The organism is Brevibacillus parabrevis (assembly GCF_003710905.1).
GTDB lineage: Bacteria > Bacillota > Bacilli > Brevibacillales > Brevibacillaceae > Brevibacillus > Brevibacillus parabrevis.
This window is the reverse complement of sequence record NZ_RHHV01000006.1, coordinates 347,794-361,127: the sequence shown is the minus strand read 5'-3', so window position 1 is coordinate 361,127 and position 13,334 is coordinate 347,794. Positions and strand designations below refer to the sequence as shown.

The following is a 13,334-nucleotide window of genomic DNA, read 5'->3' as shown; positions in this document are numbered from 1 at the left end:
AGCAGAAAGCGGAGCAAACAGCCGGGCTGATGAAGCTGCGGCTGTTTGGTGCGGGTAAAAGCGGGTGAAGCGGGAGATCACTTGATTATCTGATTTGCTTCGCACACGCAAGGATCGTCTCGATGACGAGCTGCGGTTCCGTAAATTGCGGGAAATGTCCGCTGTTTTTGGCGACGACATGCTGGCTTTGCGGGGAGAGGGCGAGCAATTCCCGTTGGTTCTCCCACCTTTTTCGCCGCGCTGCTTCTGGCATCATGCGGTTTTCCTTGCCTCCGGTGATGACGTACAGCGGGATGTCAGGGAATGCCGCGTGATCATTCAGCTGGGCGACGGTTTGCTGGACAAAATGCACCTCACTGAACTTTTTGTGTGCAGACCAGGAGTCGAACAGGGCGAGCAATCTGTTGATTGCCTTGACCGCGCTGGTTTGGTAGTCCCCGAGCAGGAGATCTTTCGGATGGCTGGCTTCAATCAGGACCATCCCGGATACTTCAGCAGGATAGCGGCGGGCATACAAATTGGCGTACAGCCCTCCCAAAGAATGTCCCACCAGCAAAAAGGGCGGCTCCCAGCCGGCAGCGGCTAGTGCTTCGCGCAGCGTTTCCACAATCGTGACGCCATCCTGAGGCTCTTGCGGTTTGTCGCTGCCCGAGACGCCCAAGCGATTGTAGGAAAAAACGGAGCTTTCCGCAGACAAGGCGGGGAGGACTCGCATCCAGCCTTCGATGGGACCAGACCCGCCGTTGATCAGCACCAGCTTGGGCGAGCCGTCGCCGCTGATGTTGTATTGCAGCATTCCTTTTGAAGTACGGATGTTCTTGATCTCGATCGCCAAAGCAAGCCACCTTCTTTTAGGTTGATATGGTTACATACGTGGACAAACCGATCAAGTTCCACAAAATGGAAAAGGTTTTTAGGGGGAATAGAGAGAGTAGGATCGTGCTGTTAGGTGAACCATAATTTAATTATGTAAACTTAATGCTGGTTTCCAACATGCCAAAGTGGAGTTGCCAACTTGCCCGATACCTCGTCTGGCTGTTTTGTCTGAGTGAGGGGAGAGTAGTTGGGCGAATTGCCCAATGCTTGCCAAGATGGAGTTTGGGGGAGATTTCGGAGTGTTCGATACAGCTAAACAGCCAGGACCACCCGCTTTCTTGACTGGAACTGGGCATCGCAGAGAGTTTGATCTTAGTGAATATCGCGCCTGATCAAAAAACGATGCGCAGAAAAAGTTATAAACCTCCCATATAAAAAATTCTACGCGAGACAACCACACGGGAAATGATTTGTTGTTTCGCAAAAGAACAGGAGCTTACGGTCTTTTAGTGCCAGGTGCGAGATTGTTGTTCAGTAACATATCCGCCTTTTCCCCATAAAAAACCTCCCTTGCCACGCCATGGTGGAGGGAGGTGAACCTGAACCGACCAGCAAAGCTATCCGTTTTTCACCGCTTCTGCCACTTCCGGGAGCGGCAGGCGCTCGTACTGGATTACCCGATCGCCCTCATAAGTAAAAACGTGCTGGATCGGCTGCTCGTGTTCCAGCATGTACGGCAAAAACTGCGGAACATTTTCGGCGATCCCTTCGTTCTTCGGATGCAGCATCCAGTCGAGACTAAGCCAGTCCAGGATGCCTTCCTCTACGCGACGTGGCGTCAGCGGACGCTCAAACGTCTCAGGCAGTTCCGCCACATAGGCGTACATGCCGCCAACGACATCTCCGTCCAGCTTCCACGAAACGACCCCTTTGTAAGTGGCGGAGGACAAGGCAATGCCTGTCTCCTCGAAAACTTCGCGCAGCACGCAGTCAAGCGGAGACTCGTTTGGCGCGAGCTTGCCGCCGACGCCGTTCCAGCGGCCCATCAGCGGCGGTTTGCGCCGATTCAACAGAAGGTATTCGTTTGCATGCTTGAGAAAACAGATGGTGTACGTGTACATATCGTTCCTTTCCAGGTGACGCCCGCTCTCAAATGTCTTGGGAGAAGCGAACCATGTCTGTCAGCTGAATGCCGTTTTCATAGATTTCTTCCTCATAATGGCGCAGAAAGAAGTCCCGGTCAATCCAGGTCATGCGAAAGCCGCATTTTTGGTAGAGGGCCAGTTGATCCAGGCTGGAGTTGCCTGTGCCGACCTCAATCGTTTTGTAGCCGGACACTTTCGCTGTCTCGATGGCATGCAAAACGAGCTTTTTGCCGATGCCTTGTCCTTGACGCGCTTCGTCTACAGCGACGTTGACCAGCTCAATCGTATCGGGGCGCGTAGAGATGAGGACATAGACGCCAACAAACTGTTCATCCTGGGCGGCAACATAGCACTGGCCCCTTTGCAAATAGTCTTCCACCAATTTTTGCGAAGGATCTGCGAGCAAGAGCAGATCCATGGGCGCTTCTTCATGGGGAGCCAGCTTTCTGATTTCCATATCGTTCTCTCCTTTTGCCAAAAACCTATCCACATCGGGGAAAAGGAACCGCGCTGTCAGCGGCCATTCCTCGCGTGTGGAAAGCTTGTAATTTGTGCTATTATAACAATCGTTGCGAAAGTTTGTAAAATGTGCCAATCCAAAAGCGGGAATCAAGCTACAGGATGGGACCAGTCAAGTCGAGAAAAGAGAGGAAAGCAGCTATGGATTTGATTCACGTAAATGTGGCCTACGTCTTGCTGTATGACCAAGATACCGATAAAGTGCTTATGGTGCAAAATGAGGAGTATTGGAGTTTGCCAGGCGGGAAGCGGGAAAATGGCGAGCTGCTCTGCGACGCAGCGAAGCGCGAGGCTATGGAAGAGACGGGGCTGTCCGTGCAGGTCGGCAAGATTGTGCATGTCAGCGAAAAGGTCATTGGCCGCGAGTTTGCGACATTTGTCACGTTTATGGGCGAGATTGTCGGCGGCGAGTTGGGAACGACCGATTCCGAGATTCAGGCGATCGAGTGGAAAAGCATTGCGGAAGCAGAAAAGTTGATGCCGTATTTGCCCAACATCCGTGAACTGATGCGCAATCAGGCACACTACCAGGCAGAATAAATTGCCCAAAAAAGCTCACGGTTGCAACAGCCGCGAGCTTTTTTCATGTGCACATTGATCCACTCCGTGCAAAAAGCACTATGAAGTTTGCCCGAGCAGCACAGGCAGTTCGTCGAGCAAATACTGCTTGGTGATCGGGTCGTCGTAGTTCCATTTGTCGTCGATCAGGTAAGCCTGTCCGTTTTGCACGGCTGGCAGATTGCTCCACTGAGCCGTCCGCTCCAGCTGTTGGCGGGTCTGGCTGTCATTGGCCGACTGAATCAAGTAGACGCGGTCGCCGGCGAACAAGGGCAGTTGCTCCGGCGTGACTTCGGCAAAGGCGACATGTTGCGCGATCAGCTTCCGGATGTTGGCCTGAGCGTTCACCATGCCCGAGCCGTAAAGCGTAGAGAGCAGCCCTTTTCCGGCCATGACGAACAGTTTCCCATCCTGACAAATGAAAGAAGACGCCGTTTCTTCCCGATTCGGCAAAGGTAAGTGCCGTTTGAGCGCATTCAGCTTCTGCTCATGCGTTGCGATCCATTCCTCTGCAAGCTGTTGCCTCCCGACGATCGTGGCAATCGTCCGAAAGCGTTGGTACAGCGGGGCGTATTTGTTGTACGTCACGATCGGGGCGATCCGGGAAAGCTTCCGGATCAGCTCTTCGTCCTCGCAAAAACCGAGCAGGATCAGATCGGGCTGCAACTCCGCGATCTTTTCCCAATCGACCAGGTGACCGATGTCAGCGACGCCAAAGAGTTGTTCCTGGTACAAAATGCCCGAACTGTTTGCTTTGTTGACGCCGACGGGACTTACGCCGAGCGCGAGCAGTTCCCCCGGGGCATCGCCGATCATCACGATCCGCTCCGGGGCAGGGGGCAGGGCGATTTTGCGTCCAGTTGCGTCCCGGTAGCTCAGTCTCTCCTGCTGCATGCGGATGAACTGCCGCGGCGTCACCCCGGTGGCTTGGCGGAAGCGACGGTTAAAGTAGTATTGGTCTTTGAAACCGACCTGGTCCGCAATCTCATAAAGCCGATCATCCGAGTAGAGCAACAGTTCCTTTGCCCGCCTGATCCGCAAATCGGTCAAGTAATCGAGCGGCTTTTGCCCTGTCAGCGACTTGAACAGATGAGAGTATTGCCAACGGGGAAGGTGGGCGAGAGCAGCCAGCTGTTCCACGGTAATCGGCTCTTGAAAATGCGTGTGCAAAAAAGCGCGTGTTTGCTCGACAGCGAGCTCCGGCGACAGGCGCGTATCCGCGTTTCGTTTGGCAGCGAAAATCAATTCCAGCAGCTCATGAAACAAAATGCGCTCGCGCATTCCGCCGGGATCGTTGTCCGGGTGACGATTGGCATACAACGTTTGCAGTTTTTGCAAAACGGGTGAAAACGGATGAACGACAAAATCATCCGCCCCGGCGAACAGCTTTCCCCGATACGGATGAGACGACTGATCCTCCATTTGATAGACAAAGAAATCGAGCCGAAAATAGCTGACGCTTTCTTCCGCAGCGGGCGCAACGAGGCACGATGTATCCGGCGGCAACAGGAAGCAGGTTCCTTTTGCCAACATCAGGCTTGTCTCGTCTACTTGCACGGCACCTGACCCGCCTGTACATGCCAAAAGCGTATGATGAGCGCCAGGCGAAATCCGTTCAGGCTCGGCAGGCGACTGAAACAGCATTTCATGGAACGAGAACAAGAGCGTGCGCAGGGGAGGGATGGCAAGTTGGTTCAAAAAGGAGAGCCTCCTTTTGCTAACAATCGAGAATAATAATCATTATCTATCATACGCAAAGAAAAACAGCCTTTCAACGAAAAGGTTGAAAAGCTGTTCACAGGCAATGCAAGGTGTCGAATCGATCTACTTTTTGGCTTGCATAATGGTTGGCAGCTCGCCCAAAATGCGTTGCTTGGTAATGGCGTCGTCATAGCCCCATTTTGCGTCTACGAGATAGGCGTGGCCGTTTTTGACGGCAGGCAAGTTTTTCCACAGCGGGTTTTCGATGAAACGCTCAAATTCGGCTTTGGAGTCGTCGAGCGACACCATCAGGAACAGGTGAGCCCCGGCGACTTCGCCGAGCCGTTCTTTGGAAAACTCCTCAAAAGACACGCCGTTGTCCAGCATTTTTTGAATAGCCTCAGTCGGCTTGAAGCCTTTTGCGTGATACAGGCTGGAGGACAGTCCTTGCGTGCCAAGCGCGTAAAGGCTTTTGCCGCCGTCGTAAAAAATAAAGACGCTGGCCGTTTCGTTCGGCTTCACCTGACCTTGGGCTTGCATGTTGCTCCAGAACTGCTCTGTTTGCTTTTCGTAGTCGGCGATCCACGCCTTGGCTTCTGGTTGTCTGTCCAAAATATCGCCCAACGTCAGCAAGCGCTCCTTCACAGGCCGATATTTGTCAAAAGCGACAGTCGGAGCGATTTTCGAAAACACTTGCAGCCGCTCTTCCTCGATGTTCACACCGAGAATAATCAGATCGGGATTGAGCGCGAGCATTTTTTCCGGATCGCCCGGATGGCCCACGTCCTCGACGCCTTGTAGCTCGTCGCCGAACACGGTCGGCTTCGCATCGATCATATTCAGCCCGACAGGCTTGACGCCGAGGGCGAGCAAATCTCCAGCCGTATTGCCGATGAAGATCACGCGTTCGGCGTGCGCGGGAATTTCCACTTCGCGATTCATGAAGTCTTTGTACAGTCGCGTTTGCTTTTGGCTGTCGCCCGTCGGTTGCGTGGTTGCAGCGGCTCCTTTTGCAGTGGCAGGCGCTTCCGCTGTCTTCTGGGCAGCATCGGTTGGGGCGGGGGTAGGTGCTGATTGCCCGCACCCGGAGAGCAAGAGCGCTGCGGAGAAGAAGACAGCTTGCAAGGTGGTGATGAGTGGTCGTACCTGTATCATTTTGCGAGGACATCTCCCTTGTAAAAATGTATCGATAATGATTATCAATCAACCTCATCTTAGGAGATCGCAGGAGGTTGCTCAATGGACAAACGTAAATTCTTTTAATAGAAAAACAAGAGAACAAGGCTGGCAGTGTAATGCTTGCGTCCGAAAAGAGGGCTTTCTTTTCCGGCAAATGGGTTGCTTCCCGCGTTCTTGTTGCACTATCATACTAAAGGACAAGCTTCATCACACAGATGACTCACAGCGGTTGAAAAGACGAAATATTCCCGAATATCAAATGCCTAATGGTGGAGGTTTGCGATTGCGATGGAAAACGGTGTGAGAGTTGAAGGAAAAACAATCGAGCAATGGAAAAGCGAGTATCCGTTGTTGTCCGAGCTGATGGCAACAGCGGAAGTATTTTGGACAAATCCGCGTCTGACTCCGGTGGCGGAAGCAGAAATGACGGTTACGGCGGAAGAGGTGCAAGATGCAGAGGAGCGTTTGCGCCGATTTGCCCCGTTTATCCAGCAGGCTTTTCCGGAAACGAGCTCGGCTTCCGGGCTAATCGAGTCGCCGCTTGCTTCGATTCCCAACATGCAAGACGAGCTGGCAAGGCGTTTTGGTCAGGAAATACCGGGCCGTCTCCTGCTAAAGTGCGACAGCCATTTGCCGATCGCGGGTTCCATCAAGGCGCGAGGCGGGATTTACGAGGTGCTTGCCCACGCAGAAGAACTGGCGAAAAAGCACGATAGGCTGCCCGCAGACGGCGATTACTCCGTGTTTGCCACAGAAGAGTACCGCGCGTTCTTTTCCCAATACTCCATCGCCGTAGGATCGACAGGCAATCTTGGACTGAGCATCGGGATCATCAGCGCGAAGCTCGGGTTTCGGGTGACGGTTCATATGTCTGCGGATGCAAAAGCGTGGAAAAAAGATTTGCTGCGCGCAAAAGGCGTGCAAGTCGTCGAGTATCAATCCGATTACGGCAAAGCGGTCGAAGAGGGAAGAAAGCAGGCAGAAGCCGACCCGCAGTGCTATTTCATTGACGATGAAAACTCCAAGCGGCTGTTTCTCGGCTATGCCGTCGCCGCCGGACGGTTGCAAAAGCAGCTGGAGGAGCAGCAGGTGATCGTGGACAGCGAGCATCCGCTTTTCGTGTACTTGCCGTGCGGGGTAGGCGGCGGGCCGGGTGGCGTTGCCTACGGATTGAAGCTGCTTTACGGCGATCGCGTCCACTGCTTTTTTGCGGAGCCGACTCATTCGCCTTGCATGCTGCTCGGCTTGATGACGGGATATCATGACAAGCTGGCTGTGCAAGACTTTGGCATCGACAACAAGACAGACGCTGACGGACTCGCCGTAGGACGTCCTTCGCGCTTCGTCGGCAAAGTCATGGAACCGTTGCTCAGCGGCGTCTACACGGTGGTGGACGGGGAGCTGTACAGGCTGCTGCGGGCTTTGCGCGACAGCGAATCCGTGCGGCTTGAGCCGTCTGCGCTGGCTGGCATGCCAGGGCCGATCCGTTTGCTTGGGCAAGCAGCGGGGCAGCAGTACATCGAGCAGCACGGTCTTGCGGACAAAATGAAAAACGCAACCCATATCGTCTGGGCGACAGGGGGCAGCATGGTGCCTGCGCATATTCAGGAAGCGTACTATGCCAAAGGATTGGAATGCGAAGAGCAGAGCCATTCGTAACATCGTTTCATTCATACACGAGAACGCCGTTGGTCTGCGAGGATCGAGGGCGTTCTTTTTTTAGGCGATGCGTTATCTGGTGTAGAAAAAAATATAGAGAAACGCAGAAAAGACAGAGAAGTTTTTATGTATAACTTTTTCTGCTCTCGTTCTTGTGAACTGGAGGGAGAAGCTGTTATTTCGCTGCATTAACGGGTGATTCTGGCTCTGATCAGCTTTGATAAGAAAGTCTATTCGTCAGAATTTTATAGAAAAAATTATATTTTATCTTGAATAAATTATATGGACAAGTATAATGAGGGATAACAAATAGCACCACCATCCCGGAGGAAAGGAGAGTGAAGCATGGGAAAATACGCCGAGGAACTGCGCCGATACATTCCGATCGCCGATGCCATGGCTCAGACGTTTGGCAAAAACTGCGAAGTTGTGCTCCACGATTTGAGTTCGCCGCAGTCGTCCGTCATCTACACCGCGAACAACCACGTCACGGGCAGAGCTGTCGGGCAATCGTTCAACCATTTGATCACACAAGTTCTCTTGTCCCAAAAGCTGCAAAATGACGTCGTCGCCAATTACCGGACCGAGACGGAGGATGGGCGGACGATCAAGTCGACGACCGCGCTGATCCGCAATGCAGACGGGGAAGCCATCGGCGCTTTTTGCATCAACATCGACATTCACCCACTGGTGAGCACCCGCGAGTTCATCGAGGACTTCATCCGCATGGACGAGGAGCCGCTGGAGCGCGAAGAAGTGGAAGTGGTGCAAAATGTGTGGGAGATTGTGGAGCAGATGATTAACCAGATGATCGCCGAGAAAGACGTAGAGAAAATCGACAAGAACGAAAAAATGCAAATCGTCCAGTTCATGGACAAAAAAGGGGTATTTCTGATCAAGGGCGCGTTGGAAAAAGTCGCTGCCGAGCTGAAAATTTCCAAGGTAACCATGTACAGCTACCTAGACGAGCTGCGCAGGAATCAGAAGCAGGAGCAAGAGGAGTTGAGCAGATGAAGCTGATCGGATCAAGCGTGGACGAACTGGACACGCCCGCTCTGCTCATCGATCTGAACCGTCTGGAGAAAAATGTGCAGGAGATGCAGTCGCTCGCCGATTCAGGAGGGGCTGCTCTTCGCCCTCACATCAAGACGCACAAATGCGCAAAAATCGCCCAGATGCAGATCGATGGCGGAGCACAAGGGATTACCGTGGCAAAGCTTGGCGAGGCGGAAGTCATGGCCGACTATGGACTGACAGACATTTTTGTGGCGACGCAAATTGTCGGGAGAAAAAAGCTTGCCAGACTGGAAGCACTGGCGAGGCGAGCACGCATCAGGCTGGCGGTCGATTCGCTTGTTCAGCTAGAACAGCTTTCCGAGTACGGGGGAGAGGCTCGCTCCGTCGGAATCATGATCGAGGTCAATACCGGGTTGCAGCGCTGTGGCGTGGAACCGGATCAGGTAGAGAGCCTTGTCGAGAAAATTATCAGAAAATTCCCTGAAACAAAAATAGATGGAATATTCACTCATGAAGGACAAGTGTATAACGCGGCAGACAGAAGCGAGCTGGAAAAAGTGGCGCGCCAAGCGCAGGAGACAATGGTCGAGATCGGGAGGCGAATCCGCTCGCGCTGGGGCTTTCCCTGCGAGGTCAGTGTCGGTTGCACGCTCGGTTTGCTTGGGGCAGGCGTCGTTCCCGGAGTCACCGAGATACGTCCGGGCACCTACGTGTTTTACGACAGGACGCACGCCGCCTTTTTCGGAGATACGGAGCGCTGTGCCGCGACGATTCTCGGCACGGTTATTTCCAGGCCGAATGGCGAACGTGCTGTGGCTGATGCAGGGGCGAAAGCGATGACAATCGACTCGCGGGCGAGCGGCCTGCTTGCGACCAGCGGTTTTGGGCAGGTACGAGGGCAGCAGGATGTACACATCCGCAAACTGTCGGATGAGCATGCGATTATGGTGCCGGGAACGTCCTTTTCCATCGGCCAGCGCATCGAAATCATTCCGAACCACATTTGTCCAACCGTCAATTTGTACCAGGTGGCTTACGGAATACGCGACGGAAAAGTCGAAACCGTGTTTCCGATCCATGCGCGAGGATGCAATCAATAGGGGTGTAGTCATGGCAAAAGTGCTCGTAATCAATCAGGAATTGTTTGCGGAGATGTTGAGCTTCCGTGAAGCGATGGAGACGGTGGAGCTGGCTTTTTCCCAGTTTGCTCAAGGCAAAAGCGCCGTTTTCCCGTCCGTTCGCGAAAAAGTCGGGGAGCACAACGGGATTTACAGCATCAAATCAGCGTATTTGAGTGAGGAGTCAGCGATTGGCCTGAAGACAGGCGGCTTCTGGAGCGACAATTGGCAAAGCGGCAAAACAAACCATCAATCCGTCATGCTGCTGCTTTGTCCGCAAACGGGCGAGCCGACGTGCCTCCTGGACGCCAATCTGCTGACGGCGATCCGCACAGCGGCGGCAGGGGCGATTGCGGCCAAATATTTAGCCCGCCAAAAGAGTAAGTCGGTCGCACTGATTGGCGCAGGCGTCCAGGCAAGAGCGCAGCTGGAAGGGCTGCTGCACCTGTTTCCGCTTGAAACCGTTTCCGTCTACTCCCGCACAGATGCTTCGGCAGCCAGACTGACCGAGGAAATCACGCGGATGGGACTCGGCGCCAGACAAGCCGCTTCGGCGCAGGAAGCGGTCGAGCAAGCCGATATTGTCGTCACGACGACACCTGCCTTTTCGCCTGTGCTCAAGTCGTCGTGGCTGCAGGCGGGAACTCATGTGAATGCGATGGGAAGCGATACGAGCGGGAAAAGGGAGATCGAGCTGGATCGGCTGCCGGACAAGCTCGTCTGCGATTGGTGGGAGCAAGCTTCGCACCTGGGAGAATTGCAAGGACAGCCTTCCCGCGACAGTCTGTTTGCAGAGCTGGGACAAATTACGAGCAAGGAAAAGCCGGGACGCCAATCGGCGAGCGAGATTACCTTGTTCGACTCGACGGGGATCGCCGTTCAAGATTTGAGCGTTGCCGCGTTTGTGTATCGCAAGGCGAAGGAGACGGGCAAGGGCATGTATGTAGACTTGTAAGGGGGGACAGCCTGTTATGCACGTAGTTGATCTGCATTGCGACACGTTGTTGAAAATGTGGCTGTCAAAAGGCGAGCTTGCTTTCGCCAATGCACCACAGTTGGAGTCGAACAAAGCGCGTTTGCAGCAAGGCGGAGTAAAAGTTCAAGTTTTCGCGCTGTTTCCGCCGCCGGACTTGTCTGTGGAGCAAAAGCTTTCGTCTGTGCTTGCGCAAATGGATTATTTCCATGAGGAAGTCTTGGGGAAAAATCCCGAGATGAAGCAAATCAAGGAATGGGACGACATCGATCGGCTGCGAGACGGAGAAATCGGAGCGCTGCTCTCGCTGGAAGGAGTGGATGCGATCGGAGAAGACTTGTCCATGTTGACGACGCTGTATCAGTTGGGGGTGCGCTCTGTCGGATTGACCTGGAATCATGGGAATCTCGCTGCGGGCGGAGCGTTGGACAAAACGGCTACGGGATTGACTTCGTTCGGCGTAAAAGTAGTGAATTTTCTGAATGAAAATCGGCTTTTTACAGATGTCTCGCATTTGCATGAACAGGCTTTCTGGGACGTGATCGAGCTGGCAGCTCATCCTATCGCAAGCCACTCCAATGCAAGGGCGATCCTCGACCATCCGCGGAATTTGTCTGATGAACAGGCGCGGGCGCTGTTCGCCAAAGGGGGTCTGGTCCACGTATTTTTTTCTCCCGCCTTCGTCAAGGAGGGACGAAAGGCTGCGATCCCGGACTTGATCCGCCATATCGAACATTTTTGCGGGTTGGGCGGTGAGCGGTACATCGGAATCGGCTCCGACTTCGACGGCATCTCGATGCCCGAACGCATCGAAGGACTTTCCCATGCAGGCATGATGCAAAATTTGCTGCACGAGCTTTCGCGGTACTATACAGACGAGCAAGTGCGCGGCTTTGCCTCGGAAAATTTTATGCGCAACAGACCACAAAAACGGTAAACAGACAGGAGCATAAGGGGGAAAAGAATCATGAGGGTAGCAAGCAAGCGGTTCCTTTGTTTCGTGACAGCCGTTCTCGTAAGCGGCGTGGCGCTCGCAGGATGCAACTTCGGGTCGGCTGGGAAAAATGACGCTTCTCCTGCCAGTGAAGGAAAGCAGGGCGAAGCGAGTGCCGTCAAGCAAGTGCTGAATGTGTCCGAAGGCGCGGAGATCGCCACGCTCGATGTGGCCCAGATTTCCGATGCGGTCAGCTCTACGGTGCTCAACAACATCAACGAAGGGTTGTTCCGCTTCGACGACAAGCACCAACCGATCCTCGCGATTGCGCAGGAGCATAAAACGAGCGAGGACGCTTTGACGCATACGTTTTTGTTGCGCGATGCGAAATGGGCGAACGGCGATCCGGTAACGGCCCAAGATTTTGAATACGGCTGGAAGCGGGTGTTGCGGGAAGTGGGGCCATTCGGCGTATTTTTCGAAATGGCCGGGATTGCGAATGCCGACAAGATTTTGCAAGGCGAGAAGAAGCCGGACGATTTGGGCATCAAGGCGATTGATGCGAAGACGCTGGAAGTGAAGCTGGACAGAGCGAATCCACTGTTCCTGCCGCTTCTGCCACTTGCCCCGTTTTTGCCGCAAAACGAGAAATTCGTGGAAAAAGCAGGCGACAAGTATGGCCTGGAGTACGACCAGGTGCTGGCGAACGGACCTTTTGTTCTGAACGACTGGAAGCACGAGCAAAGCTGGCAATACAAGAAAAACGAATCCTACTGGGACGCCGCGAACGTCCAGTTGGACGAGATCAATGTCTATATCGTAAAGGAACCTTCGGCAGCCGTCAACCTGTATGAAACGGGGAAGCTTGATCGCGTGACAGGTTTGACCTCCTCTTTGGCTGACGCTTACAAAGGCAAGGAAGACTACCAAAAAGTAGCGACTCCGACGACCATTTTTATGCGTCTGAATCCCGATGTTGCCGCTTTCCAAAACGAAAATATCCGCCGGGCGATCGGCATGGCGATTGACAAGGAAAGCTTGACAGATGTCGTGTTAAACGATGGTTCAATCCCGCTGTACGGCTTGGTGCCAGCAGCGTTCTCGCTCTCGCCGGACATGAAAGATTATCGTGTGCTGAACGGACAATTGAACAAAGGAACGGTCGAAGAAGCGAAAACATTGTGGCAAAAAGGCTTGGCTGAAATCGGACAAAGCGGCCTTGCGACGTCCATGATTGTGGCGGATCAGGAATACATGCGACAAACTTCCGAGTATTTGAAAGCGCAGTTGGAAACGAATTTGCCCGGCTTCAAGCTCAAGCTGAAAACCGTTCCGTTCCAGCAGCGGATCAAACAGGAAAAAGCGTTTGAGTATGAGATCGCTTTGTCCACATGGGGGCCGGATTACATCGACCCGATGACGTATTTGGACATGTGGGTGACGGGCGGCCAGGCGAACCGGATGAAGTATTCCAACCCGCAGTTTGACCAACTGGTGGCACAGGCCAACAAGGAGCTGGACCCACGGAAACGGTACGACATCTTGCTGCAACTGGAAAAAATCATCATCGAAAAAGATGCGGCGGTCGTCCCGCTGTATCAATACGGAGAAGTCATTTTGCAGAGCCAAAAAATCAAAGGGCTGATCTGGCATCCGAGCGGTCCGGAGTTTACGTACAAATGGACGCATATGGAGTAAGGTTGAAAAGCCAGGCG

12 protein-coding genes are annotated in these 13,334 nt (G+C 53.5%); 7 read left to right on the top strand and 5 right to left on the bottom strand.

Going from position 1 to position 13,334, the window contains the following annotated elements; genetic code table 11:
- Positions 1-85: 85 nt before the first annotated feature.
- From EDM60_RS08135 to EDM60_RS08125, 3 genes are all read right to left on the bottom strand, one after another.
- Positions 86-835, bottom strand: coding sequence for an alpha/beta fold hydrolase (locus EDM60_RS08135; RefSeq protein WP_229049902.1), 750 nt, complete (start codon positions 833-835; stop codon positions 86-88).
- Between the two features lie 598 nt (positions 836-1,433).
- On the bottom strand, positions 1,434-1,937 hold the full coding sequence (locus EDM60_RS08130; RefSeq protein WP_122963515.1) for an NUDIX hydrolase: 504 nt from the start codon (positions 1,935-1,937) through the stop codon (positions 1,434-1,436).
- 28 nt (positions 1,938-1,965) lie between these two features.
- Positions 1,966-2,418: a GNAT family N-acetyltransferase gene (locus EDM60_RS08125; RefSeq protein WP_122963514.1), complete on the bottom strand. Its 453-nt coding sequence runs from the start codon at positions 2,416-2,418 to the stop codon at positions 1,966-1,968.
- Between the two features lie 203 nt (positions 2,419-2,621).
- Between EDM60_RS08125 and EDM60_RS08120 the strand changes: the two genes are divergently transcribed.
- A complete protein-coding gene (locus EDM60_RS08120) occupies positions 2,622-3,020 on the top strand; it encodes an NUDIX hydrolase (protein ID WP_167470255.1) in 399 nt (132 codons plus the stop codon).
- Between the two features lie 78 nt (positions 3,021-3,098).
- On the opposite strand, the gene EDM60_RS08115 is transcribed toward EDM60_RS08120, so the two are convergent.
- On the bottom strand, positions 3,099-4,736 hold the full coding sequence (locus tag EDM60_RS08115) for an ABC transporter substrate-binding protein (protein WP_122963512.1): 1,638 nt from the start codon (positions 4,734-4,736) through the stop codon (positions 3,099-3,101).
- A gap of 126 nt (positions 4,737-4,862) precedes the next feature.
- Entirely contained in the window at positions 4,863-5,894 is a 1,032-nt protein-coding gene (locus tag EDM60_RS08110; protein ID WP_122963511.1) for an ABC transporter substrate-binding protein, read from the bottom strand.
- 312 nt (positions 5,895-6,206) lie between these two features.
- Here EDM60_RS08110 and EDM60_RS08105 point away from each other — a divergent pair, with 312 nt between their 5' ends.
- The 6 genes from EDM60_RS08105 (at position 6,207) to EDM60_RS08080 (ending at position 13,317) form a co-directional block, all read left to right on the top strand.
- Entirely contained in the window at positions 6,207-7,577 is a 1,371-nt protein-coding gene (locus EDM60_RS08105) for a D-serine ammonia-lyase (protein ID WP_122963510.1), read from the top strand.
- Between the two features lie 345 nt (positions 7,578-7,922).
- A complete protein-coding gene (locus EDM60_RS08100; protein ID WP_122963509.1) occupies positions 7,923-8,591 on the top strand; it encodes a helix-turn-helix transcriptional regulator in 669 nt (222 codons plus the stop codon).
- Complete coding sequence (locus EDM60_RS08095) at positions 8,588-9,694, top strand: alanine racemase (RefSeq protein ID WP_122963508.1); 1,107 nt, start codon at positions 8,588-8,590, stop codon at positions 9,692-9,694. Before EDM60_RS08100 ends, EDM60_RS08095 begins: the two co-directional genes overlap by 4 nt.
- Before the next feature lie 10 nt (positions 9,695-9,704).
- Positions 9,705-10,667 (top strand): ornithine cyclodeaminase family protein, encoded by a 963-nt coding sequence (locus EDM60_RS08090; RefSeq protein WP_167470254.1) that lies wholly within the window; start codon positions 9,705-9,707, stop codon positions 10,665-10,667.
- 16 nt (positions 10,668-10,683) lie between these two features.
- Entirely contained in the window at positions 10,684-11,622 is a 939-nt protein-coding gene (locus EDM60_RS08085) for a dipeptidase (protein WP_122963506.1), read from the top strand.
- Positions 11,623-11,652: 30 nt separating this feature from the next.
- Positions 11,653-13,317, top strand: coding sequence for a peptide ABC transporter substrate-binding protein (locus tag EDM60_RS08080; RefSeq protein WP_122963505.1), 1,665 nt, complete (start codon positions 11,653-11,655; stop codon positions 13,315-13,317).
- Positions 13,318-13,334: the final 17 nt, after the last annotated feature.

What these genes read in the sequence shown, in the direction of transcription:
- EDM60_RS08130 (WP_122963515.1), bottom strand. Translation starts at nt 1,937, where the DNA reads ATGTACACGTACACCATCTGTTTTCTCAAGCATGCAAACGAATACCTT.
- EDM60_RS08125 (WP_122963514.1), bottom strand. Translation starts at nt 2,418, where the DNA reads ATGGAAATCAGAAAGCTGGCTCCCCATGAAGAAGCGCCCATGGATCTG.
- EDM60_RS08120 (WP_167470255.1), top strand. Translation starts at nt 2,622, where the DNA reads ATGGATTTGATTCACGTAAATGTGGCCTACGTCTTGCTGTATGACCAA.
- EDM60_RS08110 (WP_122963511.1), bottom strand. Translation starts at nt 5,894, where the DNA reads ATGATACAGGTACGACCACTCATCACCACCTTGCAAGCTGTCTTCTTC.
- EDM60_RS08105 (WP_122963510.1), top strand. Translation starts at nt 6,207, where the DNA reads ATGGAAAACGGTGTGAGAGTTGAAGGAAAAACAATCGAGCAATGGAAA.
- EDM60_RS08100 (WP_122963509.1), top strand. Translation starts at nt 7,923, where the DNA reads ATGGGAAAATACGCCGAGGAACTGCGCCGATACATTCCGATCGCCGAT.
- EDM60_RS08095 (WP_122963508.1), top strand. Translation starts at nt 8,588, where the DNA reads ATGAAGCTGATCGGATCAAGCGTGGACGAACTGGACACGCCCGCTCTG.
- EDM60_RS08090 (WP_167470254.1), top strand. Translation starts at nt 9,705, where the DNA reads ATGGCAAAAGTGCTCGTAATCAATCAGGAATTGTTTGCGGAGATGTTG.
- EDM60_RS08085 (WP_122963506.1), top strand. Translation starts at nt 10,684, where the DNA reads ATGCACGTAGTTGATCTGCATTGCGACACGTTGTTGAAAATGTGGCTG.
- EDM60_RS08080 (WP_122963505.1), top strand. Translation starts at nt 11,653, where the DNA reads ATGAGGGTAGCAAGCAAGCGGTTCCTTTGTTTCGTGACAGCCGTTCTC.